The sequence below is a fragment of the Paenibacillus sp. LHD-38 genome, assembly GCF_031157315.1.
In the GTDB taxonomy this organism is placed as follows: Bacteria; Bacillota; Bacilli; order Paenibacillales; family Paenibacillaceae; genus Pristimantibacillus.
Genome location: NZ_JAVIFU010000012.1, coordinates 111,181 through 135,049, shown reverse-complemented (window position 1 = coordinate 135,049; position 23,869 = coordinate 111,181). Strand labels below are relative to the sequence as shown.

Below are 23,869 nucleotides of genomic sequence, written 5' to 3'. Positions count from 1 at the left end.
TTGCATAACAATATCATTATCGTTTAATATTGCAACATATTTTTAAGTTTTCGCCAAAGAGTGGAGCGATTGATGCCTAAACGGTTAGCCGTTTTGGATTGATTCATGCCTTCGTGTTGCAGGATTTCCCATAAGACTCTCTTTTCGATTTCCTCCCAGGTGCCCGACAAGTTTAAAAGCACATTGTGGCTGACATCTTCCGTTTGTATGGACTCCCTTACTTTTAGCCATCCTTCAGATGCTTCATTGGCGCCAATATAATTTCCATTCGTAACCGATAAAATGCACTCTAAGACCAGCTTCAATTGCTGTATATTGCCCGGCCATGGCTTCTGCATGAGATCGTCTTCTAATACAGGCTGTCGTATACCGACAATTTGCTTGCCATGACGGGAATTGTAATTGGCGATTAAGACGCGGGCTATTTCTCCGATATCCTCCAGACGCTCACGAAGCGGCGGTAATTGCAAGTTCGTATTGGCGAATAGATGTGCAAAATCGGCGGCTAGTTCTTCTTTTTTTAACAAGGCTTTTACTGGCAGCAGGGAAGTGACGATAAGGCGCGGATGGGCTCCTCCTTGCATGGCGGCCAGCAGCTTTTGCTGCAAATGCTGACTGGTATGCTGGATTTGCTGGAGGCAAACCGTACCGACAGATTCCATGTAGAGCAGCCCCGGCGTCGTTTCATTCCCAAATAAAATAGACTCTTGTTCGGAATCCGTTAACTTGTTGCATGGAATGACGTATAATGCATCGCCACTTTGCGAGCTGGCGGAATGGATCGCTTGAGAAAACAACGATTTCCCGCTACCGGCTTCCCCGAAAATCCAGATAGGCTTGTCCGTTTGGGCCTGCGAATTGGCGCGTTTGACAGTTTGCTGAATCGTTATGCTCGAACCGATTACCTGAGCAAAAGTAGCTATTCGGCCGGTTACTTCAAAGGTGCTTGAAATAGGGTTTTTACCGTGGTTCTCCAGCGGATACATATAGACTAAATAGGTTTGTTCCTTTGCCATGGCAGGCGCGACAAATTCAACCTTCATTTGGCGTTTATAAAACCATTTTGTTTTTTGCTGATTTCCAGAGACTGCATCGCTTTTGGCTGCTTCCTCCAAATAATGACCCCAAATCGGGTCGATGCCTCTAAGATTCATGCCGCGCATGACCGAACTATCGTAACCTAATAATAACGAGGCAGCATGATTGGCATAACGAATAACGCCGCGGTTATCTAACGCAAGTACGCCCGTACGGTGATGCTCTAGCATATGCTCAAAAAAACGTTCGTTTTCTCGGGCCTTCAATAGAGCGTCATAGATGCGTTTTACTTCCGACAGTGCCTCGAGCACGGATTCGCGGCCTGAAGTAATAAGGATGCCGTTATACCCCATCTCCTCGGCCGTACGAACCGTAATCGCATCTCCAAGAACGATTTTTGCGCCATGATTGAAAGCCGTTTGCAGCGCGGTGTGAACTTCGGTTGCATGCTCAATTGAATAGATCGGAATTTCAAAATCGAGCAAGCTCGAAACGGCCGCTGCCCCGCGGCATATATTGGGGAAGCCGATGATAGCCACCTTAGTGCTGGAGTCTTTGACTAAGGTAAGCACGCGCAAAATATCATATCCTGAGACGGGAATGTCCACAACCGGAGTTGAAATATGTTCTCTGATCACGGAAGAGGTTCCCCCGCGGCTGATGATGATGTCATATGTACGTCCTTTATCTCCGGTGACGATTGGAATCGCATTTTGGAGATCGGCTACTTCAATGTCCATCTCGATCCTCGGCTCTTCTTGTGATAAACTTTCCAGCAAACCCTTCAAACCAAGATATGGTGCAATCGCTAACACTTTAATTTTCATTTTGTAACCTCGCTTATGATCAATTATGGACTGTTGCAAAATTAAACAACTCTTATTGATTATACACATCATGAAGGGAAAGTACCGTTTACACAAAAGATTTTATCTCAATGTGAAAACTGCCGCGTACAGGACTTTCTCATAACCTGCGTCGACAATCTGATCAGCTTCTCACAAGCCATGACTGCCTGTATTTAGGAGAACGAGATTTAAAGAGTACATCATTATCCAATTACGCTACTCCACTTCCTACGACTTCTACAAGAAGTTAAGGAGCTTTCACGCTAAATTAAGCAACTCAACAAAGCAGTAACAAAAGAAGAAGCTTTGATTAAACTAGTTCGCTTTGAAGGATTAAGAACTACCTGCTTTATGTACGATTGTGGGTAAAAAACTGGGAAGATCTATCTGTGCTCTTCAAATATCCAGTAGAGACTCAAAAATTATCTACACAACAAACTTTAATGAAGGCTACCATCAACAGTTATGGAAAATAACGAAGGGAAAGAGCTTCTTGAAGCTTTATTTATCCACAATAAATGTCATTAGAAATGGACAGTCAGCGACCGAAACAGGGGCAATAACTGATAAAACTATTCGTTTTCTTCCCTGATCGTGCTTTCTAGCACCTGCTGTAAGAGAAACAATAAGAAATTCTCTAACATAAAAAAGCCACGACCTAAGACGTGGCCTTTACTTTATGCTTTGCTTCATAAAATTTGTAATCAGTAATGCCTTAAAACAGCCAACATAATTCCCAGTCGGATTAACCAAATGGAATACATCAATTACCTGTGAACCCATTTGCATTAATTCAATAATTTTATAGGATTCATCCCATGTTTTTTTGGTATTCTTTTTATTTCTTCAGAGCTAAAATAAATATTAATGTCTCCCATATATAGAAGCTCAATTTTATTCACTCCGAACGGCTCACGTTGGTCAAAATGTCAGTTACTTAAGATCTTCGCTCGCTTTCCATTCTACTAGCAGTTGCCGCAGTAAACTGCTTATTCTTGTTTGTTCAGCTATCGTTACCTGTTAGCGTATACTGGAATTACTTAACATGAGCAAAAAAACCTTTCATACACTTTGAAAAGTGAATGGAAGGTTTTCATTTATTGCTTTTCCGATAATCGCGCGGCGCTAGTCCAAACTTTCGCTTAAAAAACCTCTCGAAATTCGGCATCGTATTAAAGCCTGAGGCGTAGCAGATTTCCGTTATTGGCAGCGTTGTGCTGCATAGCAGAGCTCTGGCGAACTGCAGCCTTTTCTCTTGAAGATGCTCTTGGAATGAAGTTCCGGTTTGCTTCCGGAAGCATTCGCTGAAATAATTTGCTGAGAGTCCGACATGCTCTGCCACTTTATGGAGAGTAATCGGCTCACGGAAATGATGCTGAATGTAGATAACTGATTTCCTTATAGAAGGATGGACGGTGCGAACAGTAACGTTTTCCGCTGCCGTATTTTTTTGACTCGTTAGTCTGAATAGCTCAATCAGTATCCGCTCAAAGCTGCCTTGAACAATCATGTCGCTGCCTAGCTGCCAGAGCAGCGATTCGTCCCAAATGCGATCAAACTCAGCTTCGATCATGCCAGCTTGTGCGCTTTCAAAAGTATAAGCGAAATGAGATGCCTCTTCAAAAAGCATTTCGGTTAAAGCAGGACGAATGAATGAATCCTCAAATATAAAATCGTACAGACGTATCGTTTCGCCTTCATCCGGTATAATTTCATGGAAATCGGCGGTTGTAAGCAGAAAAGCCATCCCTCTTTCCAAAGGAGATGACTCGCCATTAAGAATATGAGTACCTCTGCCTGATACGATAAAGCCCATCTCGAAAAACTCATGCCAATGCGTATCAATTTTGTGATCGATCACATGCTTATAAATACGGAAGGGGGACGACAAGGATAAAAAGTTTTTGCTAAGCAGCCTTTCTGGTGTTTTATTGTTATCCATCCCTATTCCCCCTTCATGCTTATTTGGTCTTAACGTTAAACCACTCCGCAAATTTGGCGGAAATGTAGTCCGTCATCCATTGATTGACTTCCCATAAATCAGCGACCGGCTTATTGGTGAACGGCTCAGTCGGCATATAGCCAGGAGGTCCAAATTCTGCCGTGAAGGTAGCTTCCGCTTTCCCTTTCATCGCTTGGTCAACGAATATTTGCTGCCACCATTTTGTGAACAGCGCAAGCTCTGCTTTATATTCTGGAGCAGCAGGATGCGGAACCTGCGGTCCTTGCGGGAACCCAACTCGGCCATGAATATGAATGGTCCTCTTCATCGCAAGTGCAAGCTCATTCTCGTGATTATCCAGATGCGATTCGCATACGTTTACCCAGTGGCTAAAATCTGCCGATATCGACAAATCAGGAAATTGCTTCAGCAATCTTGCCGTTGTCCAAGGCGTAAACATCGCGCGGCTTCGATGCGTTTCGTGCCCAACCGCAATCCCGATTTTCTGCTCTACGGCAAGAGCTCCCTCATAGAAGTGATCCTGCTCTGTTTCTGTCATGCTGTCTCTCGCGCTTTGCGCTACGATAAACAATGGTTTAAAGGCTGCGGCGCGATCCACCTGCTTCTCGAAGCTGGCAAGATGGTCGCCTTCCGTACACACCTGAGCAATGAAAGCCAGCTTGTGCCGCTCGAGCGCTTCTTTAAAGGATTGCTCCTCGGGCAAAGGCGGCAGCGGCGCTTCAATGCCGGCATATCCGGCTTCCGCCGCGCGTGCTAACTGCTCATCGTAAGTGCCAGCCATTCCCCATAACGCCTTTATTGGCCTCAATTCCATGAAATACAGCTCCTTCTAGCTTCGATCATTATACATTAATGAATGGATTGCCTGCCAGATCCTTGCCTCTTGCAAGCCAAATTTTATGATTTTGGTTTTTCTCCTCATATACCTTGGCTTCTGTCGAGAAATAACGCATCGTATAGCCGCATCGGCGAAACTCGCTCGTATTGGCAGCTGCCCCATGAATGATGCGGGAATCGTGCACCGAGCATTCGCCCGGCTCTAATTCGAAATAAACGGCTTTTTCATTCTCTACTTTTTTAATTTCGGTACTAAAAATGTTTTGGCTTCCATCAACCTCTTCATATTCGGAAAATCCGTCAGTATGTGTACCGGGAATAACGCGCATGCAGCCGTTTTCCTTCGTGCTGCGGTCGATTGCCAGCCACACGGTTACGATTTTGTCAAAACTGCTAAGACGGCCGTTCCAATAAGCGGAATCCTCATGCCATGGCGTTTGCTTGCCGATCAGCGGCTCCTTGCATATGAAATGACTCGACCACAATCCAATATTTGGCCCGATTAGCGGCTCAACCAAATCGAGCACATCATCGCTTAACAGAAATTTCAGCAGCCGCTCGTCACGAAAATGTGGAGTGTCCAGCTCGCTGTTCAGCTTTCTGCCAACCAGCTCCCATTGCTCTTCGAATATGCCTGACAGCTCTGCCATTTTCTCTTGACTAAATAGCTGTTTCTTATGGAGAGCATATCCATTTTGCTTATAAAATTGAACCTCTTGCTCAGATAGTGTCGCGTTTGCCATTATTATTCCCTCCAAAATGATGTAATCTTGCGTTGTTTTCATCATAACGGAGGGGACATTTATTTACTTCTCATTCTATCCGCAAAAGTATGCATATCTTCGGCACTATCTATCTATGATTTTGAAATGACCAGAATATTTTCATATCCCTTGCCAAAACTAATATCATTAGTTAAACTAAAACTAATATCATTAGTTAAACTAAAACTAATAACATTAGTTTTAAGTGAGGGGGAACAAAGTTGATCCTATTTCAATCTATCGTGCTATTAATCTTATTTCTTATTGAGTTAGCCGCTCTCTTTTCATTAGGATATTGGGGTTTCCATTTTAATCGAGGTTGGATCGTCAGATTCGCGCTGGGAATTGGAGCACCACTTGTCATTGCGGTGTTCTGGGGACTCTTCGTAGCACCCAAAGCGACCTACCCCGTTACCATTCCTGTTCGTCACCTGCTTCAGATAGCAGTTTTCTCGTTGGCTAGTTTAGCACTTTACGCATCTGGACAGAAAACAATAGCAGTCGGTTTTTTCGTTGTTGCATTGATTGTTGTCTTATTGGTCTATTCGATGAAAATATGAAATACGAATGAAGAATATGAAGACAAGGAATCGAGGTCGGTGAGGATGAAAATCGTCGTCGTATCTGACACGCATATGCCCAGAATGAACAAAAAACTGCCGGATCGATTGCTTCGCGAGCTAAAAACGGCAAAAGCTATCATTCATGCAGGTGATTGGACGAACCTTTCTGTGTACGAGGCTTTGGTAGCATTCGCTCCGATCTACGGTGTCGCAGGAAATAATGATAGTGCAGACATTATCCGCAAGTTTGGATTGCAGAGGCAATTAGAGTTTGAGGGTGTAAGAATGGGTATCGTTCACGGTCATGGTGATGGGAAAAGAATAAATACGGAAGCGCGTGCGTTAGACGCCTTCAAGAATGTTCATTTGAATGTGCTGATCTATGGCCATTCCCATATTCCAGTACTTAAGCGGACAGGTGGCCTGCTGGTATTTAATCCCGGGTCACCTACTGATAAGAGGAGGCAGCCCATGTATTCGTTCGGCATATTTCAACTTGCTGGTGGAACAGTATCTGCCAAGCATATATTTTACAATGACAAATCGTAGGATGATAGTTCGTTCTGGCTTGAAGATCGGAAAGTACTTTGATCTTCCTTCCTTTTTTGACGTCAACTACCGAGCAGTGTTTTAATTCGCCGATATGATTTTCGTGTTCAAGAGAAATGAAGTATATTCCATAGACGAGAATTAAGCCGTTTTGTTAACATCCTTTACCACCTATAAAGGAAATAACCTTCCCCCTACCCCCGCTTCACAAACCGCACTCCCGTGCGCTGCCGGAGCAGCTCCCGGATTCCGTCACCGATGGCCCGTATGCCGGGCTCGATGAGTCCTTCCTCCACCTGTGAGACGCTCAGCCGGAGAAAATCCTCCTGCAGGAACTCCGGCAGGTACATGCGCTGGACCGGATCGACCCGCACGCCGCGCTGCAGCAGGTGGTCGGCCGCTGCCTGCGCCCGGAGCGGGGCCGGCAGCCCGATCGTGGTATAGAAGCCGGAGTACGACCTTGTGTAAGCGGTTCCCGGCGGCAGATGCTTGCGGTATGCTTCCTGCAGCAGCACCGCTTTGCGGCGATATATCTCCCGCATCCGGCCGATGTGGGCGGCGAACATGCCGCTCTCTAGGTACACCTCGAGCGCCCCTTGCGTCAACAGGGGCGAATGTACGTCTGCCGCAGCCTTCGCCCGCAGGAACCCTTCCCGCAGCCCGTCCGGCAGCACGGCCAGCCCGAGGCGCAGACCGGGAAGCATGACTTTGGAGAAGCTCTTTACATAGATGACCCTTCCGGACAAATCGTAAGCGAACATGGGGTCATTCCTCGGATCGCCATCCAGGTCGCCCATGTAATCATCCTCGACGATGTACACATCATACCGCTTCGCCAGCTCCACCATGCGCTTGCGGGCTTCGTTCGTGTGGCTGTACCCGGTTGGGTTGTGAAACCGCGAGACGGTGTAGAAGAACTTGACGTCCCCGTCCCGGAACAGCGCCTCCAGCCGCTCCAGATCCATGCCGCCTTCCTCGTACGAGATGCCGTGCACTTCACCCCGATATCCCCGCAGCGATTCGACCATGCCGGCATGCACCGGCTGTTCCACGACGATGTTCCCCTTGCCGTTCGGGAAAGGCAGTCCCACCAACAAATGCAGCGCCTGCTGAGAGCCAGTCACCACATAGATGCGCTCCGGGGCCGTGAACACCTGCAAATCCCGCAGATGCCGGGCCAGCTGGAGCCGCAGCGAGGCGAGGCCCTGACCATCCGAATACGTAAACATGTCCTCGCGGTACCGCTCGATGGCCTCATTCATGCAGTGCTGGAAGTCCCGGTATGGCATGGCGCTCCGGTCCGGGCCTGCCCACTGGAAATCGATGACGTCTGGCACCTCCGCCGCGCCTCTCGCATCCTCCCAGCCTTGGCTGCGATGCGCGATATAATAGCCGCTCTGGGGCACAGCATAGATCCGGTGCCTCTTCTCGAGCTCCCCGTATGCCCGAATCACCGTATTTCTGCTGCAACCGAATGCTTCCGCTGCTTCCCGGATCGACGGCAGCTTGTCCCCCGGCCTCATCTTCCCGTCCTTCATCTCCTGCAGGAGCTGTTCCACAATCGCTTCATACAGCATCTTCCCTTGCACTCCTTCCTGCCAACTGTACGGGTACAATCATCGCAAACGGCGGTACAGCCCAGCCGTACATTCCTATATACTCAGTGTTGTCGACACGAGCCTTTCTGTTTTGCCATTATGAAGAAGATCGAGGAGGAATGCAACTTGATTACCTGGAAAAAGAAAAACCGAGTCGTCCTGGCGCTCGCCGCCCTGCTATTCGCCGGTACAACTGGCAGTGCCGCACTTCCCGTAAATGCCGCCCCGAAAGAGACTATACTCCCCTGCAAGGAGCTATTCCATGACGTGCAGGGCACCCTGATCGTCAAAAACCTGAAGACGGACCGCGTCTACATCTGCAATCCCGAACGGAGCCAGCAGCGGTTCACGCCAGAATCGTCGTTCAAGGTGCCGAACGCACTCATCGGTCTCGAAGTGGGAGCGGTGCGGGACGAATATGACGTGAAGCGGTGGGACGGCGTCGTCCGGCCGTTCGAGGAGTGGAATCGGGACCATACGCTGGGTTCGGCAATGCGTGCATCCGCAATCTGGTATTACCAGGCGATGGCACGGGATATCGGGATCGAGCGGATGAAGAGCTACGTGGATCGTATTCGTTACGGCAATATGGATATTAGCGGGGGCATCGATTCCTTTTGGCTGGGCAGCTCGCTGAAGATCTCGGCGGAGGAGCAGGCCGGCTTCATGGAAGACCTGGTGGAGGAGACGCTGCCCTTCCAGGAGCAGACGATGAAGACCGTCAAGCGCATCATGATTGATAACGACCAGGACAACTACACCGTGCATGGCAAGACGGGCACGAGGCTGTCCGACATGGGCCTCGGCTGGTATGTGGGCTATGTGGAGCACGGGAAGACCGACTGGGTGTTCGCCGCTAACGTGGACAGCAGCGGGACGACCGCCAAGACGGTCACGCTGGAAGCCTTGAAGCGCCTCGGCATTTTGTGAGCACCTTCCACTTTATCATGTATGCGGTACTGTTCGCCGGACGCGGCACGTCCGAGCTGTGGGCGTACCGGAAGGGCTGGCCGCTCAAGGTGAAGCTTGGCGGGCTGCTGCTCTCCTTGCCTCTAATGCTCATCGCGATTCAGCTGGGCGGACTGTATGCAGCCTACCTGCTGCTGTTGCCGGTGATCGATACGATTCTGCACACAGCCATGGCCGTGACGGGGATTGAAGCCCTACTCTGCCTGCGCCGGGGCAGAGCGGACAAGCGGTTCGCCGGTCTGCTGCTCCTGCTGGCGGTTCTGGTTGGCGTGATGCTCTTTTTGCGGCGGATGCTGTGAGGATGGTTGGGAAGTGAGAAGGGCCGCACCCGTCTTTCGACGCGGGGCGGCTCTTTGGCAGCGTGCGGGCATAGCGTTACGATAAATAAAGGAAAATGAACAGCGATGCGAACCCAAGAAAGGTAGTTAGGACGTGTTTTCATTAAACCATCCTGCCCGTTAGCATTATAAAAAGAGCAGGCCACTACAGCACTATTACATACTGAGAATTTTTCGGTACTAATTAATTGGCTGTTTAGGCCCATTCCATAGGGTTCTATAAGTCCGATAGAATAGGATTAAGTTGAGGAACAAAGGAGAAGATTACGTTTTGAATAAGAGAAGCACACGCAGAAGCAACCGTTCCAAAGGCCGTCTGGCATCTTTAAAGCAAACAAATCTCATAATCTATCTGGCGATAGTCATCATTTTTGTTGGTATTTGCGGAGCATTGTACGGTAAATATATGAATAAAGTTGATTCTAAGCTTCCGCTTGCTGCTTCGGATTCCCTTAATAATGGGAATAGCGGAAACGCGCCTTTGGCAGATGACTCCATCTCAAACAGAACCCTTGACAACGGAGAGGAACTAGAGTCTACAGAGGAATACAAAGATGTGACGGAAGAGCCTGCTCCTACTGCATCCAACACAACGGTCAAAGAAGGTGATAAGCCGACGGAAACTACTAAACCTGCACAGACAGAACAACCAACGCAAGAAAAAAAGGATAATGGCAATAAATCAACGGAAGCCCCTTCTAAAACGGTGAAGCTTCCAACCACCTATGTTGTCCAAAAAGGCGATACGCTAAGATTGATATCCGAGAAGTTCTATCAATCTAAGGAGCATTATGCGCTGGTTGCAGAGTATAACCATATCGTGTTTATTAATGATATGAAAGCAGGAGATACGCTTAAGATCCCAGTATTGTCATCAACAGCCGGCTCTATAGATGGCAGCCAGCAGGGAACCAAAGACTATTCGAAAATTAATTTGCCGGCTACCTATCTGATCCAAGTAGGCGATACTCTGTCAGGTGTTTCCAGAATGTTTTACAAATCGGCGGAATATGTGGATTATATTGCGAAAGAAAACAAGCTTGATAAAAATGTAGGCTTGAAAGCAGGCACCAACCTCCTTATTCCGTCCCTGAAAAATTATAAGCTAGATGAAGAAAATGGTGCAGTAGAAAATTTACCCGATTACGAGACTTCCGTTCATACCGTAAAGAGTGGCGAGACGCTCTACAGCATCTCCAAAATCTATTACGGCTCCGACAAATATGTGAAGTTCATTGCGGGTTACAATCATATTGTAAATATTGATGATGTAAAAGCCGGTACGGTGTTGAAAATTCCAAAAGCTTAGGTCAACGAAGTCTGACAGAAAGAGGGTGTCCCAAAAGCCATAGGCTTTAGGGGCACCCTCTTTTCTATCCAGGAACCTAATTCTGATTCATAGCAAGCAATGAATTTCTAAATTATCTTCTATTTATTAAATGGCATTCCGATTAAAGTTTGCAAGCAGTCCTACTTAATCGGTCGAAATGATTGAAAAAAAATATTATTTCATCCATTGAAAATGAAAGCTGCCCTCTTGGTCGAGCCGCTGGAACGTATGCGCTCCAAAATAATCCCTTTGCGCCTGCAATAAATTAGCTGGCAGCCTCTCTGAACGGTAGCTGTCATAATAAGCTAAAGCCGAGGAGAATGCTGGAACCGGAATTCCTCTGGTTACCGCGATCGATATGACATTTCTCCAAGCGTCTTGGTAGTTATCGACGATCCCCTTGAAATATTCATCCAAAAACAGGTTTTTCAACGCCGGGTCGCGATCGTAAGCATCCTTAATATTTTGCAAGAAGCCTGCGCGGATAATGCATCCCCCGCGGAATATCATCGCAATGCTTCCGTAGCTCAAGTCCCATTTGTACTCGTCGGATGCAGCTCTCATTTGTGCAAAGCCCTGCGCGTACGAAGCTATTTTGCTTGTATAAAGTGCTTTGCGCACGGCCTCGATAAACTCCTTAGGATCGCCTTCATAGCTTGATGCAGCCGGTCCATTCAACCGCTCGCTTGCAGCCACGCGCTCTTCTTTCATGGCGGAGATAAACCGTGCAAACACGGATTCTGTAATAATGGACAACGGAACTCCCAAATCTAGCGCGCTTTGGCTTGTCCATTTACCGGTTCCTTTTTGCCCTGCCGAATCAAGTATAACGTCCACCATCGGCTTGCCTGTATCCGGATCCGTTTTCGCAAAAATGTCGGCCGTTATTTCAATTAAGTAGCTATCAAGCTCGCCACGGTTCCATTCCGAGAAAATCTCATGAAGCTCGTTCGTATTCAAGTGCAATACATCCTTCAACAAGTGATACGCTTCGCCAATGAGCTGCATATCGCCGTATTCGATGCCATTGTGTACCATTTTGACATAATGGCCTGCACCGTCTTCACCGATGTAAGTGGAGCAAGCATCGCCGTTCACTTTTGCCGAGATTGCAGTCAAGATTGGCTCTACGAGCTCATAAGCGTCTTTTTGTCCGCCTGGCATAATCGAAGGGCCATTTAGCGCCCCCTCTTCGCCGCCCGAAATGCCCGCGCCGATAAAGCGGAAGCCTTTCGCTTGCAGATCTTTGTTTCTCCTTTGTGTATCAGGGAAATGTGCGTTTCCTCCGTCTATGAGGATATCCCCTTGACTAAGGAAAGGCAGGAGCTGATTAATCGTATCATCAGTCGGTTGTCCTGCTTTGACCATAATTAGTATTTTACGCGGCGCCTCTAACGCTTGGACAAACTCTTCCACGCTGTAAGTGCCTACGAAGTTTTTGCCTGGCGCTTCCGCCAAAAGCTCATTCGTTTTCTCAGGTGAACGATTATATAAAGCAACCGAGAACCCTTTACTTTCCATGTTTAATGCGAGATTCTTACCCATCACGGCTAAGCCTACTACGCCAATTTGTTGTTTTTTCATCGTAACAACCTCCTGTTAATCATAAAATGTTAGTTTTTCATTCCTGGCCCGATGCGGATAAACGTTTCATGAGCTCGGCTTTTTGTGCTTCGAAACCGGGCTTGCCTAGCAGCGCGAACATATTGATCTTGTACGCCTCCACGCCAGGCTGATCGAACGGGTTCACCCCAAGCAGCAGCCCGCTGATGCCGCAGGCCTTCTCAAAAAAGTACACCATTTCACCATACGTATATTCGCTTAGTTCATCCATTTCAACGATCAGATTAGGTACGCCTCCGTCAACATGGGCAAGCCGTGTACCTTGTGCTGCCTTCTTGTTTACTTCATCCAGCGTCATGCCAGCTACGAAATTCAAGCCGTCCAGATTGCCCTCGTCCTCTTGAATGGTCAGTTCGATGCGCGGTTTTTTCACCGACAGCACCGTTTCAATGAGATCGCGCCGGCCTTCTTGGACATACTGTCCCATCGAGTGCAAATCTGTAGTAAAATCTACAGATGCGGGGAAGAGGCCCTTCTGGTCTTTTCCTTCACTCTCGCCGAATAGCTGCTTCCACCATTCGGAAACAAAATGCAAGGAAGGTTCGAAGTTAACGAGCAGCTCAATGGTTTTCCCCTTACGGTAAAGGGCATTGCGGACTGCGGCATATTGATAGCTTTCATTTGTGGAAAGATCGGCATTATTATATTTCTGAGCAGCGGCGGCGGCTCCAGCCATCATTTGATCGATGTCGAGTCCGGCAGCGGCAATGGGCAGAAGCCCCACGGCCGTTAGAACGGAATAGCGACCGCCCACATCGTCCGGAATAACGAAGGTTTCATAACCTTCTTCATCAGCAAGTTTTTTAAGTGCGCCCTTGGATGAATCGGTAGTCGCAAAGATCCGTTTTTTGGCTTCGCTTTTTCCGTATTTCTTTTCCATATAATCCCGCAAAATACGGAAGGCGATTGCTGGCTCCGTTGTCGTTCCCGACTTGGAGATGACATTTAGGGAAATATCCTTGCCCTCGAGCATCTCGAGCAGATGCGAAATGTACGTAGAGCTTATATTTTGTCCGGCAAAATACACTTGGGTTTTACCATTCATTTGGTTATGGAACGTATGGGATAGCGCTTCAATTGCAGATCTTGCGCCCAAATATGAACCGCCAATGCCGATGACGATCAAAGCTTCGGAATGGCTGCGAATACGCTCGGCAGCATTTTTGATTCTCGCAAACTCTTCCTTGTCATATTGAAGCGGCAAATTCACCCAACCGAGATAATCAGACCCTGGTCCTTCCTTCTCGTGAAGCATACGGTGAGCCACGCCCACAAAATCATTGAAATAATCAACTTCATGCTGCTGGATAAAAGATAATGCATTGGAATAATCAAATGAAATAGACATTTGAAACTGCTCCTTTCAAACTACATTTTTTAGTTGTATTTTAAACTTGAACTGTTTTTTTCCAATCGGCAGCGAACTTCTCCATCCCTTGATCCGTCAATGGATGTTTGGATATTTGTTCAATAACCGTAAACGGAATCGTTGCGATATGTGCGCCTGCCATCGCTACGCGAGTCACGTGATCCGGATGGCGGACAGATGCTGCAATAATTTGCGCGTCCAGGTTATGAATGCGGAATAATTCTGCCACTTTCACGATTAATAGTACGCCATCTTCCGAAATGTCATCCAAACGGCCTAGAAATGGCGAGACATAGGTAGCGCCTGCGCGAGCAGCAAGGAGCGCTTGATTCACTGTGAAAATTAAAGTAACATTTGTTTTCACGCCTTTTTTGGTTAAATAACGACAAGCTTCTAAGCCTGCTAGTGTCATCGGAAGCTTTATCGTAATGTTTTTGTCATTATTATTGATTTTGATCAGCTCGTTCGCTTGCTCAATCATTTCTTCAGCTGTCACCGCATCAGGTGTTACTTCGGCAGAAACAGATTCAACTTCAGGTACTTCCCGCAAAATCTCTGCAATTCGGTCTTCGAATTTCACGCCTTCCTTGGCAACCAAGGAAGGATTTGTTGTAACGCCGGATAAGATACCAATTTTGTACGCTTTTTTAATGTCTTCCACGTTTGCTGTATCGATAAAAAATTTCATTATGATCTACCTCCATTTTTTTAATATATAAGAATTTATAAGTTTTCACTTATAAATGTGCTTATATATCTCCGCGAAACGATAGCTTTTGCCACTGAGGACAGCGACAGCCGTTTACGCTTGTTTGCTTAGCAATTGTTTAGTTTGGCGAACCACATTATCTATTGAGAAACCAAAGTAGTCCATTACCTCATTGCCAGGACCTGATGCGCCGAAAGTATCGATGGACAATATTTTGCCGTGTGGTCCCGTGTAACGCTCCCAGCCAAGCGAAATGCCGGCTTCAATCGCTATCCGTTTTGAGATGGAAGAAGGAAGAACAGACTGCTTGTAGGCTTCGGACTGACGGTCGAACAGTTCTCTGCTCGGCATTGCAACGACGCGTACTGCGAGGTTATCCCGCTCAAGCTCCGCTTTTGCGTTCACAGCCAGGGATACCTCCGAACCGGTACCGATGAGGATGACATCCGGATGATCGTTTGTTTCCGTCAGGACATAGGCGCCTTTCGCTACGCTATCAACATTGGCCTTGGTGGCTTCATAAATTGGAAGGTTTTGGCGGCTTAACACTAACGCTACCGGACCTTCTTTTTGCTGCAAGGCAAACGCCCATGCACTTGCCGTTTCATTAGCGTCCGTTGGCCGAATAACCGTAAGGCCCGGAATAGTACGCAGTGCGGCCAGATGCTCGACAGGCTCATGCGTAGGGCCGTCTTCTCCAACGGCAATGGAATCATGGGTAAATACATAAATGATTGGCAATTTTTGCAAGGCAGCCAAACGAATGGACGGCCGTAAATAATCGCTGAATACGAAGAAGGTGCTAACGAACGGTTTTACGCCGCCATGTAATGCCATTCCGTTGCCGGCTGCACCCATCGCATGCTCGCGAACACCAAAGTAGATGTTTCGTCCCGAATAGGAATCCACAGCAAAGGTTTGCTCGCCGTTTATATCCGTCATCGTGGAATGCGATAAATCTGCGCTTCCTCCAAAAATCGATGGAACAGATTTAATGTAATGATTGATAACTGCACCGCTTGCTACCCGGGTAGAAACGGTTTTGGAGGAGTCAAACGTAAGGATGTCAGCGGCATCAAACACAACCGTTCCGTCGATCACTTGCTCCAGTTCTTTGCCAAGCGAAGGATACTGTTCTTTATAGGAAGTTAATAATCTTTTCCAATCCTCTTCTTTTGCTTCGCCATTATGCTTGAGCTGGTCAAAATGAGCTTTGACTTCCGCCGGAACGGTAAACTCTTCCTCGTACTGCCAGCCGTAAGCTGCCTTCGTTGCTTTTGCCTCTTCCTTGCCTAGCGGATTGCCGTGTGCTTTGTTCGTTCCCGCTACCTTGCTTCCAAAGCCAATAATCGTCCGGATTTCGATAATGGTTGGCTGCGATTCGTTTTGCTTGGCAGCTTCGATGGCTTTCGTAATTTGCGCCACGTTATTGCCGTCCTCAACCCTTAAATATTCCCATCCTGCTGATTCCGCTCTTTTTTGCATATTCTCTCCGAAGGAAAGGTTTAGGTCTCCATCTAACGAGATATCATTGGAGTCGTACAAGACTACTAATTTTCCAAGCTTCATATGTCCTGCCATGGACATTGCCTCGTACGCGACTCCTTCCATCAGACATCCGTCACCAACAAGCGCGTACGTATAATGATCGATAACCGGAAAGCTGCTTTGGTTGAACTTTGAAGCCAGATGAGCTTCTGCCATTGCCATTCCGACAGCCATGGCAAGCCCTTGACCTAAAGGGCCCGTCGTTGCTTCTACGCCATCCGTGTGGCCAAATTCAGGATGCCCTGGTGTTTTGCTGTTAAACTTGCGGAACTGCTTCAAATCTTCAATCGATACCTTATATCCCGACAAATGCAGGAGACTATAAAGCAATGCTGAGCCGTGGCCCGCAGAAAGGACGAAGCGGTCGCGGTTGAACCACTTGGCATGGCTTGGATTGTGATTCAGCAATTTGGACCAAAGGGCATACGCCATTGGCGCAGCTCCCATCGGAAGGCCCGGATGGCCTGAATTAGCGCTGTTTATGGCATCAATAGACAAAGTACGGATCGTATCAATAGCTAACTGGTCAATGGTTTGTGTGATAGGCATATTCTTCTCCTTGCTGTGCATTTATTTCTTGTTCAGGCTTGGAATCGAACCACCAGTGGTAGCCGTCTTTTGCCAATAGCTCATCGGACTCGGCAGGACCGTAAGAACCTGCTGCATAAAGATGAAGCGGAGCAAGATTTTCTTCAAACGCATGCAAGATGGGTTGAACCCATTTCCAAGACAATTCAACTTCATCCCAATGCGCGAAAAACGTTGGGTCTCCGTGTAAAGCGTCGTGGAGCAAATTTTCGTAAGCCTCGGGCACATCAGTTTGACTCGTATGAAAGTCGATGTTCATAGGCTTGAACTCCCCTTTTTGCTGCGGGTCCCTCGAATTCAATTGCAATGTAATGCTTTCGTCAGGGCTAATTTCAAATACTAACAAATTCGGTATTTTACGATCGTCATTTGCTGTGGATTGCTGCTTTAACGGTTCTTTGAACTCGATGACGATTCGCGTTGATTTCTCCTTCATTCTTTTGCCTGTTCGGATATAAAAAGGAACGTCCCGCCAGAATGCGTCATCGATCTGCAATTTAGCCGCTATAAATGTGTCATTCATGGACGTTTTGGCTATGCTTGGCTCGGAAGTATACCCAACTACCTGCTTCCCTTGGATGGTTCCCTCTTGGTACTGGCCACGGATCACGCTCGATTTAACATTCTCTTTCTCGAGCGGCTCAAGGGATTCCATTACCAGCTTCTTCTTAAAGCGAACGTCTTCGGAAGTACTGTTCGTAGGAAGGTGAATCGCCACCATCATAAGCAATTGCAGCATATGGTTTTGAAACATATCCCTGACCGCGCCTACATGATCGTAATATCCTGCTCTTTCTTCAACGCCAACGGTTTCGTTTGCCGATATCTGCACGTTCGCAATGTAACGGTTAGACCATAATGCTTTTATGACCGGATTAGTCTTCTGCAAAACCTCAAGATTCTGCACCATCGGTTTGCCCAGATAATGGTCAATCCGGAAAATTTCATGCTCCTCAAAAGTTTTGCTCAGCTTTTGATTTAACTCCCGGGCCGATTGTAAATCGTGGCCAAAAGGCTTTTCAATGATCAGGCGCTTCCAGCCCTTTGCTGAACCAAGACCGCTTTCTTTGATGTTGGATGCTATCGTTTCAAAAAACTCAGGCCCAACGGATAAATAAAACATCCGATTCGGTGATAAATTCAGCGCTTCCTCTCGTTGCTCAATCATCTGCAGGAGTTTCTGGTAATCCTCTTTATGGCTTACATCCAAAACGCTATAACGGAATGCGCTTAGGAATTTTTTGATTAATGCGGGATCGTTTGCTTCACGTCTGGAAAAGTTACGAAGGGATTGCTCGACATTTGCTTGAAATGTTTCATCGGATAATTCCCTTCTTCCAAGACCAATCACAGAAAATGATTGCGGCAGCTTCTGATCGACAAATAAATTATACAAGGCAGGGTAAATTTTTCTTTTAGCTAAATCCCCTGTTGCTCCAAACAAAACGAACGTTGTTGCCTCCATTTTATTTCTCCCTTCAACATGGCTTCTCTTAATATCTTTCGTATCCACATGAGGCAGTGGCTAAAGCAGCAGCACTGTCCCTCCAAATCAATAAGCACTGGTTTCTTTTTCTTAGTTTCACTATAATACGAATACGACCTATACAAGTAATTAATATATTTCACAGGAGCTATAGACCACATCTATGAACATTTTTGAGCTGGCACCGGTATTCCAGAGCCGTAGGATCAAAATTGCGCATTCCCTGAACAGGAGTTACGATCCAACACATACTGAGCGTTTCTCAGAGAAAAACAAAAGATGGCTTACCATAGAAATGGTAAGCCCATCATCTTTCATTAGATCTGATCCAAGTTGCGTGAACGCATCTCCACCATTAAATGGTTGAAATGCCGATAACGAATCGATAACGTACGTCGCCTTGTTTAATCCGATTCCAAGCTCGATCCACTTCATCTGCGCGAATTCTTTCAATCTGGGGAACGATACGATGTTCAGCACAGAAATCCAACATCTCCTGAGTCTCTCGAATACCGCCTATACTTGAACCGGTGAAGTTTTTTCTTGCCAGGATCGAAAACATATTGAATGATACTGGCTCTGCGAGCAAACCGACGTTAACAAGTGATCCGCCAACACCTAATAACGATAAATAAGCATCGATGTCGAGAATCGTTGAAACGGAGTTTAGAATTAAATCATGCCAGAACTAGCATTCCAATGCTTTAGCGGAGAGTACGTTGAGATACCTGCACATAATAACGGGGCAGCAACGTCAAGTCCAATAGTATCCGGGATTCGAACCACGTATTCCTCGTCCACAACGATTTGCGAGCTGTAACCGCCGTAAGTGGGGTTCCCTTCATAATCAAGTGCATTGTAAGTATATACAACTCCCTTTTTGCAAAATTGCTCTTCACCGGACAAACAATATTCGCACATGCGGCAGGAATCTACCAAGCACCCTACACCAACTTGATCGCCGACCGAATATATAGATACGTGTGAGCCCACTGCAGTCACGATACCAGTGATCTCGTGCCCAGGCACCATTGGGAAGATCCATTATTAAAGGAGTTTACAATCTGGAGTTAACTCCAAGTCAATACAAATATCTAATCAATCAGGGAAGAGAACCGTTGTTCAAAGGGCTTAGACGATTTTCTTTCAACATACGTTTCACAAAGAAAGTAAACATCAATAAGGAAATAGTGACCGACACAGCGCTTAGCGTGAACAAAGCCTGATAACTCATGTACTGGGAAACCCAGCCCAGCATGATTGCTCCAATGCCGATGCCGAGGTCCGTTGCAGTCAATAAAGAAGCATTGGCAACCCCTTTACGGTCAGGACGGGCTAAACGTATCGTTGCCGCTTGAAGAGCCGGCTGTGCGGAACCGAAACCGATGCCGTACAGAACCGCCGAAACGAGTACGCCGAACAAATTATTCGAGAAGCCCAAAGCAAGCATAGCAAAAATCGTGATCACAAGACCTGGTACAATGACAAACGTCTCTCCTTACCGATCCGAAAGTTTTCCCGAAATGGGGCGGCTCAGCGCAAGCGTTGCGGCATAAACCTGAAAGAACGCACCGGAATTGACTTTGATCGAGTCAGCGAATAGCGGGACAAACGCTGTAATGCCGCCATACGCAACTGTAAGAAAAAAAACCGATGCCGTGATGGGCAAAACCGATTTTTCGAATAATTCGATTTTCCGAGCGCCCGGTTGCGGCCGGAAAGGCATTTTTGCACCCATCGTCAATAATAACGCTGCCGCAGAGAGTCCGGTGGCGATTAGAAACAGAGCGTGATATGATAGGCTCTTTGTAATCCAGATGGCGAACAAAGGGCCGACCGCCATAGCCAGGGTCATGGCTGTACTAAACCACCCCATGCCTTCTCCGCGTCGGGCTGACGGTATGATATCCGTAACCGCCGTGAAAACTGCGGTTGTAGATACGGCCCAGCTCATTCCATGTAATATTCTAAGCCCCATCAGAACGAGGATTCCGCCAACCCAGTCATACATATACATCGCTAAAGTGAAGAGAAGCAGTCCCCACACGATAAATGGACGCCTGCCGAATCGGTCCAGCAGACCGCCGACGATTGGGCGAAAAATAACGGCAGACAGCATAAACGCGCCTACAGCCAAACCGACCTGCGATTCATTGCCACCCATCTGTTTGATGAACATTGGCAGGGTAGGTAGCAGGAAAAAAAATCCGGTAAATAAGAAAAGCATCCCTACGGTCATGAGAATCAACGACTTCGTCCATAGACGTTTCAAATTTCATTCCTCCTCGGGTGAAAGAAAGATACTGCGCTCTATCTTTTCGTTACATCGATTTGCCGCGCACGAGCGAGCTTGATGAGCACTAGATGATGCCTATAAGTTCGAGTTTCTCTCGATTCCTGGATAGTCGTCCATTTTCCTTGTAGAGAAAGACGGACCATTGTGCGTTCAATGGTCCGTCTTCTCGTTTAGATACCGTAAATCTGATGCGGTAAGTAAGGCTCCTCTAGGTACGCAATTTCATTTGCATCCAACTTTACCGACAAAGCAGCAACTGCATCCTCCAGATGAATTGACTTTGTTGCCCCGACGATCGGTGCCGTTACCGGCTCCTTTTGCAGTACCCAAGCAAGCGCGACTTGCGCGCGAGAAATGCCCCGCTTTGCGGCAATTTCGGCCACTCTCTCTACGATCTTGCGATCGGCGCTGACCATTGCTGCAACTAATCTTTGTCCGGCTTCATCTATCTCTGAACGGGCTGTCTTCTCATTCCAATCTCGAGTTAACCTGCCTTTAGCTAGCGGGCTCCATGGAATCACACCGATTCCCTCTGAGCGGCAAAGTGGCAGCATTTCCCTCTCTTCTTCCCTATACAGCAAATTTAATAAATTCTGCATGGAGACAAACTTGGTCCACCCGTTATTTTCGGCGACATGCTGCGCTTTCAAGAACTCCCAAGCATACATCGAGGATGCTCCTATGTACCTTGCCTTACCTGCCTTTACTACATCATGGAGTGCCTCCATCGTCTCTTCGATTGGCGTCGTGTGATCGAAGCGGTGGATTTGGTACAAATCGACGTAATCCGTGCCCAGCCGTCTTAAGCTGTTATCAATTTCGCTCATGATGGCCTTGCGGGAAAGTTCCCCACCGTTCGGACCTGGATGCATGCGAAAGTGTACCTTTGTCGCAATTATGACCTCATCACGATGCGCGAATTCCTTCAATGCACGTCCTACGATTTCTTCGCTTGTTCCGTCAGAGTATACATTCGCAGTATCAAAGAAGTTAATGCCGAGTTCTAAAGCTCCTTTAATGAATGGCCTGCTCGTTCATTCAGCGACCATGGAGCGATCCCGCGTTCGGGTACCCCATAACTCATGCAGCCAAGACATATTCGTGAAACTTCCAAACCAGTTCGGCCAAGTTTTACATAGTCCATTCGTCGATACGCTCCTCTAATTTTATTGGAAGATAAACTATTACCATATTCCTCCTCACTCTGGTTGTATTAAGCAGTTTACAGTCTGGAGTTAACTCCAAGTCAACATTAATTTTAGACAGCTTTTTAGATTACCAAGCTTGGCGCGTCAAGTGATTTCTATGAGTCTTTCGAAAACACTTCTTTTGCAACCATAATTGCGGACATCGACTTTGGCCATCCAGCGTAAAAAGCAAGATGGATAAATACTTCTTTTAGCTCTTCTTCCGAAATACCGTTTTCTTTCGCTTTTCTCAAATGAAATCCCAGTTGTTCCGTATTTCCGCTAGTTATTAAGTTTGATACGGTTATTAAACTGCGGTCACGTGGAGAAAGCTCTTTACGCTCCCATATATCCCCGAATAAAACATCATCGGTCAATTCTACGATTTTCGGCAAAAAATCACCTATCATTCTTTGTGCGGCTGTAAGTTCTTTATTATTTGACATTTTGTATTCCTCTCTTTCGTTACATCTCTGTTGATTTTAGAAGACGTACAGCTTTGAAAAATTGAGTCAGCAGCTAATTCGGTAAAAGAGCCTAAACTTCAAAAAATTAATAAACCTAAATACATTAATGAACATTTGTGTAAAATTATATTAGCAGATACAGAACGTATGCAATGGTTAAAAGGGGGCTCTTTGTCAATTTGTATACAAATGCTTTATTATCGTTAATTATTATTACTAAGCATGGTGACTGCCAAATAGTTATATTCAATAAAATAAGAAGCAGATGCCTTAGGCTAACTGCTCCTCTATGTTCAAATCCATCTTTATTACAGGTGATTGTTATTTACATTCCCGACACGCATTTCCTGACAGTTAGCTTATTATAAAAAAGAAACAGCTGCCGTAGCAGACTGCTTCTTTTTCTGTTCAGCTATAAAATGTTTTTTCTTAATTAAGTGATTACTTTTTTTCCATAACCGCAAAGTAGTTACCTTCATTATCAGCGAAGTTGAACACTCTTCCATGAGGCATATTTACAAGTTCTCCGACTGTGATATTTTTGTCTGTAAAATCTTGATATAAGGTATCGAGTTCTTCCGAGAAAAACAATAACGAAGGCGTATTGAGATTTAATTCTGGCTGCATTTTAGCAATTAGTTCCTTATTGTGGAGTACGATACTCGTTTGCGCTTCGTTTGTTGGAGCAATTTCAATCCATCTGATATACTCGTTTTTTTCCTCAGCAACTAAGCGAAACCCTGCTTTTTCTGTCCAAAATTTCAATGACTCATCTTGGTCATTCACATATAACATAATTTGACCGATTTTATTAATCATTTGTTAATCATCTCCATTCTTCTAATTTTGTATATAATTCATTGCTTTTCGAAACACTTCAATAGTATTTTTGCATTTTTATTATATAAAATTTTACAATTCAGTTCAACTATTCTGCCCTTTACATAGCATGAATTCTACTTTCTAGAGTATAAAAAAGCATAACCAAACTGTAGTTATCAGTTTGGTTATGCTTAGCTTTATGACTGCTGTCCGGTCTACATCGTACCTCCGCCTCTACGAATTTGTGCGGGAATTTTCTCAGGCCCTTCATTAATATAGTCATAAATGAACGTAGCAATTTTCGTCTCATCGTATTCGGCCAGCTCCATCGATTTGGTCCATGCTGTGACGACGACCTCTTTACCGGCGGGGATATCTTCATTTGGCACGGCTAATATTCCGGCCCCCGCTTCTCTAAAGTTCACAAAATATTTCAGCTGCTCAATAATCTTTGAATCTGCTCCGGGACGGTAATAAATAATGATATCGCCATGCTCTAAATTATGAACGAGCATCTCGTTTGACGGTTTTTCCGTATAAAAGCCAAATTTCAAATCATGTGGACTATGCGTCCCTGAGGTAGGAATTTTCATTTCATAGGAAACGGGATCATCCGAATGCTCCGATCCGTAATTTTTGTCGTCGGTTACATCAATGTCTGCTTTTAGATTCAAAGTGTCTACATCGAATTCTTTTCCTAGATCCTTAGCAAAGTGTACGATTGCGACAATGACAGATATGCTCAAAAGCAGATGCGCTGCCCAACGCATTTTTTTTGTTTTTTGTTTTAAAGCTGCTTTCTGCTCCTTCTTTAGCTTGCTCGTATTTTCCTTATTCCATTTGGATGCAAACCAATAGCCAAGCAGCGCCATGACCAAAATAATGGCTGCCGTATAAAGTAAAAAGTAAGAAGAACCCGATTGCTGATGTATTAACATATGATCATTCATAAAATTATCCACACGCTCCTGACACTA

At 46.2% G+C, this 23,869-nt stretch carries 18 protein-coding genes and 3 pseudogenes; 5 read left to right on the top strand and 16 right to left on the bottom strand.

Annotated features, from left to right (window positions below; genetic code table 11):
* Positions 1-23: 23 nt before the first annotated feature.
* From RCO25_RS12740 to RCO25_RS12725, 4 genes are all read right to left on the bottom strand, one after another.
* Complete coding sequence (locus tag RCO25_RS12740; RefSeq protein ID WP_308996521.1) at positions 24-1,865, bottom strand: sigma-54-dependent Fis family transcriptional regulator; 1,842 nt, start codon at positions 1,863-1,865, stop codon at positions 24-26.
* A 1,114-nt stretch (positions 1,866-2,979) separates the two neighbouring features.
* Positions 2,980-3,828 (bottom strand): AraC family transcriptional regulator, encoded by an 849-nt coding sequence (locus RCO25_RS12735; protein ID WP_308996520.1) that lies wholly within the window; start codon positions 3,826-3,828, stop codon positions 2,980-2,982.
* A 19-nt stretch (positions 3,829-3,847) separates the two neighbouring features.
* Positions 3,848-4,663, bottom strand: coding sequence for a sugar phosphate isomerase/epimerase family protein (locus RCO25_RS12730; RefSeq protein WP_308996519.1), 816 nt, complete (start codon positions 4,661-4,663; stop codon positions 3,848-3,850).
* Positions 4,664-4,691: 28 nt separating this feature from the next.
* Positions 4,692-5,429, bottom strand: coding sequence for a phytanoyl-CoA dioxygenase family protein (locus tag RCO25_RS12725; protein WP_308996518.1), 738 nt, complete (start codon positions 5,427-5,429; stop codon positions 4,692-4,694).
* A gap of 242 nt (positions 5,430-5,671) precedes the next feature.
* Here RCO25_RS12725 and RCO25_RS12720 point away from each other — a divergent pair, with 242 nt between their 5' ends.
* Entirely contained in the window at positions 5,672-6,010 is a 339-nt protein-coding gene (locus RCO25_RS12720) for a YrdB family protein (protein ID WP_308996517.1), read from the top strand.
* 45 nt (positions 6,011-6,055) lie between these two features.
* Positions 6,056-6,562, top strand: coding sequence for a metallophosphoesterase family protein (locus RCO25_RS12715; protein WP_308996552.1), 507 nt, complete (start codon positions 6,056-6,058; stop codon positions 6,560-6,562).
* A gap of 194 nt (positions 6,563-6,756) precedes the next feature.
* On the opposite strand, the gene RCO25_RS12710 is transcribed toward RCO25_RS12715, so the two are convergent.
* Positions 6,757-8,139, bottom strand: coding sequence for an aminotransferase-like domain-containing protein (locus RCO25_RS12710; RefSeq protein ID WP_308996516.1), 1,383 nt, complete (start codon positions 8,137-8,139; stop codon positions 6,757-6,759).
* Between the two features lie 150 nt (positions 8,140-8,289).
* Here RCO25_RS12710 and blaOXA point away from each other — a divergent pair, with 150 nt between their 5' ends.
* From blaOXA to RCO25_RS12695, 3 genes are all read left to right on the top strand, one after another.
* Positions 8,290-9,090: a class D beta-lactamase gene (gene blaOXA / locus RCO25_RS12705; protein ID WP_374992107.1), complete on the top strand. Its 801-nt coding sequence runs from the start codon at positions 8,290-8,292 to the stop codon at positions 9,088-9,090.
* Between the two features lie 17 nt (positions 9,091-9,107).
* On the top strand, positions 9,108-9,428 hold the full coding sequence (locus RCO25_RS12700) for a hypothetical protein (protein ID WP_308996514.1): 321 nt from the start codon (positions 9,108-9,110) through the stop codon (positions 9,426-9,428).
* A gap of 310 nt (positions 9,429-9,738) precedes the next feature.
* Positions 9,739-10,776, top strand: a complete 1,038-nt coding sequence (locus RCO25_RS12695; RefSeq protein WP_308996513.1) for a LysM peptidoglycan-binding domain-containing protein — start codon at positions 9,739-9,741, stop codon at positions 10,774-10,776.
* 195 nt (positions 10,777-10,971) lie between these two features.
* Here RCO25_RS12695 and gndA read toward each other — a convergent pair whose 3' ends face one another.
* The 11 genes and pseudogenes from gndA to RCO25_RS12640 all read right to left on the bottom strand — a co-directional run bounded on the left by gndA (position 10,972) and on the right by RCO25_RS12640 (position 23,842).
* Positions 10,972-12,381, bottom strand: coding sequence for an NADP-dependent phosphogluconate dehydrogenase (gene gndA / locus RCO25_RS12690; RefSeq protein ID WP_308996512.1), 1,410 nt, complete (start codon positions 12,379-12,381; stop codon positions 10,972-10,974).
* Between the two features lie 37 nt (positions 12,382-12,418).
* A complete protein-coding gene (locus RCO25_RS12685; protein WP_308996511.1) occupies positions 12,419-13,768 on the bottom strand; it encodes a glucose-6-phosphate isomerase in 1,350 nt (449 codons plus the stop codon).
* A gap of 40 nt (positions 13,769-13,808) precedes the next feature.
* Positions 13,809-14,477, bottom strand: a complete 669-nt coding sequence (gene fsa, locus RCO25_RS12680) for a fructose-6-phosphate aldolase (RefSeq protein WP_308996510.1) — start codon at positions 14,475-14,477, stop codon at positions 13,809-13,811.
* Positions 14,478-14,591: 114 nt separating this feature from the next.
* Positions 14,592-16,589, bottom strand: coding sequence for a transketolase (gene tkt, locus RCO25_RS12675; protein ID WP_308996551.1), 1,998 nt, complete (start codon positions 16,587-16,589; stop codon positions 14,592-14,594).
* Positions 16,573-18,099, bottom strand: a complete 1,527-nt coding sequence (gene zwf / locus RCO25_RS12670; RefSeq protein ID WP_308996509.1) for a glucose-6-phosphate dehydrogenase — start codon at positions 18,097-18,099, stop codon at positions 16,573-16,575. Before zwf ends, tkt begins: the two co-directional genes overlap by 17 nt.
* Positions 18,100-18,475: 376 nt before the next feature.
* Positions 18,476-19,161: pseudogene (locus RCO25_RS12665) on the bottom strand (NAD(P)-dependent alcohol dehydrogenase); the annotation flags it as partial.
* Between the two features lie 61 nt (positions 19,162-19,222).
* Positions 19,223-20,392: pseudogene (locus tag RCO25_RS12660) on the bottom strand (MFS transporter).
* Between the two features lie 194 nt (positions 20,393-20,586).
* Positions 20,587-21,560, bottom strand: a pseudogene (locus RCO25_RS12655) (aldo/keto reductase).
* A gap of 159 nt (positions 21,561-21,719) precedes the next feature.
* Positions 21,720-22,049: a carboxymuconolactone decarboxylase family protein gene (locus RCO25_RS12650; RefSeq protein WP_308996508.1), complete on the bottom strand. Its 330-nt coding sequence runs from the start codon at positions 22,047-22,049 to the stop codon at positions 21,720-21,722.
* Between the two features lie 462 nt (positions 22,050-22,511).
* Complete coding sequence (locus tag RCO25_RS12645; RefSeq protein ID WP_308996507.1) at positions 22,512-22,889, bottom strand: VOC family protein; 378 nt, start codon at positions 22,887-22,889, stop codon at positions 22,512-22,514.
* 218 nt (positions 22,890-23,107) lie between these two features.
* Positions 23,108-23,842, bottom strand: coding sequence for a thioredoxin-like domain-containing protein (locus RCO25_RS12640; protein ID WP_308996506.1), 735 nt, complete (start codon positions 23,840-23,842; stop codon positions 23,108-23,110).
* Between the last annotated feature and the right edge of the window lie 27 nt (positions 23,843-23,869).

What these genes read in the sequence shown, in the direction of transcription:
- gndA (WP_308996512.1), bottom strand. Translation starts at nt 12,381, where the DNA reads ATGAAAAAACAACAAATTGGCGTAGTAGGCTTAGCCGTGATGGGTAAG.
- RCO25_RS12735 (WP_308996520.1), bottom strand. Translation starts at nt 3,828, where the DNA reads ATGGATAACAATAAAACACCAGAAAGGCTGCTTAGCAAAAACTTTTTA.
- RCO25_RS12725 (WP_308996518.1), bottom strand. Translation starts at nt 5,429, where the DNA reads ATGGCAAACGCGACACTATCTGAGCAAGAGGTTCAATTTTATAAGCAA.
- RCO25_RS12730 (WP_308996519.1), bottom strand. Translation starts at nt 4,663, where the DNA reads ATGGAATTGAGGCCAATAAAGGCGTTATGGGGAATGGCTGGCACTTAC.
- RCO25_RS12740 (WP_308996521.1), bottom strand. Translation starts at nt 1,865, where the DNA reads ATGAAAATTAAAGTGTTAGCGATTGCACCATATCTTGGTTTGAAGGGT.
- RCO25_RS12640 (WP_308996506.1), bottom strand. Translation starts at nt 23,842, where the DNA reads ATGAATGATCATATGTTAATACATCAGCAATCGGGTTCTTCTTACTTT.
- RCO25_RS12710 (WP_308996516.1), bottom strand. Translation starts at nt 8,139, where the DNA reads ATGCTGTATGAAGCGATTGTGGAACAGCTCCTGCAGGAGATGAAGGAC.
- RCO25_RS12700 (WP_308996514.1), top strand. Translation starts at nt 9,108, where the DNA reads ATGTATGCGGTACTGTTCGCCGGACGCGGCACGTCCGAGCTGTGGGCG.
- RCO25_RS12685 (WP_308996511.1), bottom strand. Translation starts at nt 13,768, where the DNA reads ATGTCTATTTCATTTGATTATTCCAATGCATTATCTTTTATCCAGCAG.
- RCO25_RS12650 (WP_308996508.1), bottom strand. Translation starts at nt 22,049, where the DNA reads ATGTCAAATAATAAAGAACTTACAGCCGCACAAAGAATGATAGGTGAT.
- RCO25_RS12715 (WP_308996552.1), top strand. Translation starts at nt 6,056, where the DNA reads ATGAAAATCGTCGTCGTATCTGACACGCATATGCCCAGAATGAACAAA.
- fsa (WP_308996510.1), bottom strand. Translation starts at nt 14,477, where the DNA reads ATGAAATTTTTTATCGATACAGCAAACGTGGAAGACATTAAAAAAGCG.
- RCO25_RS12645 (WP_308996507.1), bottom strand. Translation starts at nt 22,889, where the DNA reads ATGATTAATAAAATCGGTCAAATTATGTTATATGTGAATGACCAAGAT.
- zwf (WP_308996509.1), bottom strand. Translation starts at nt 18,099, where the DNA reads ATGGAGGCAACAACGTTCGTTTTGTTTGGAGCAACAGGGGATTTAGCT.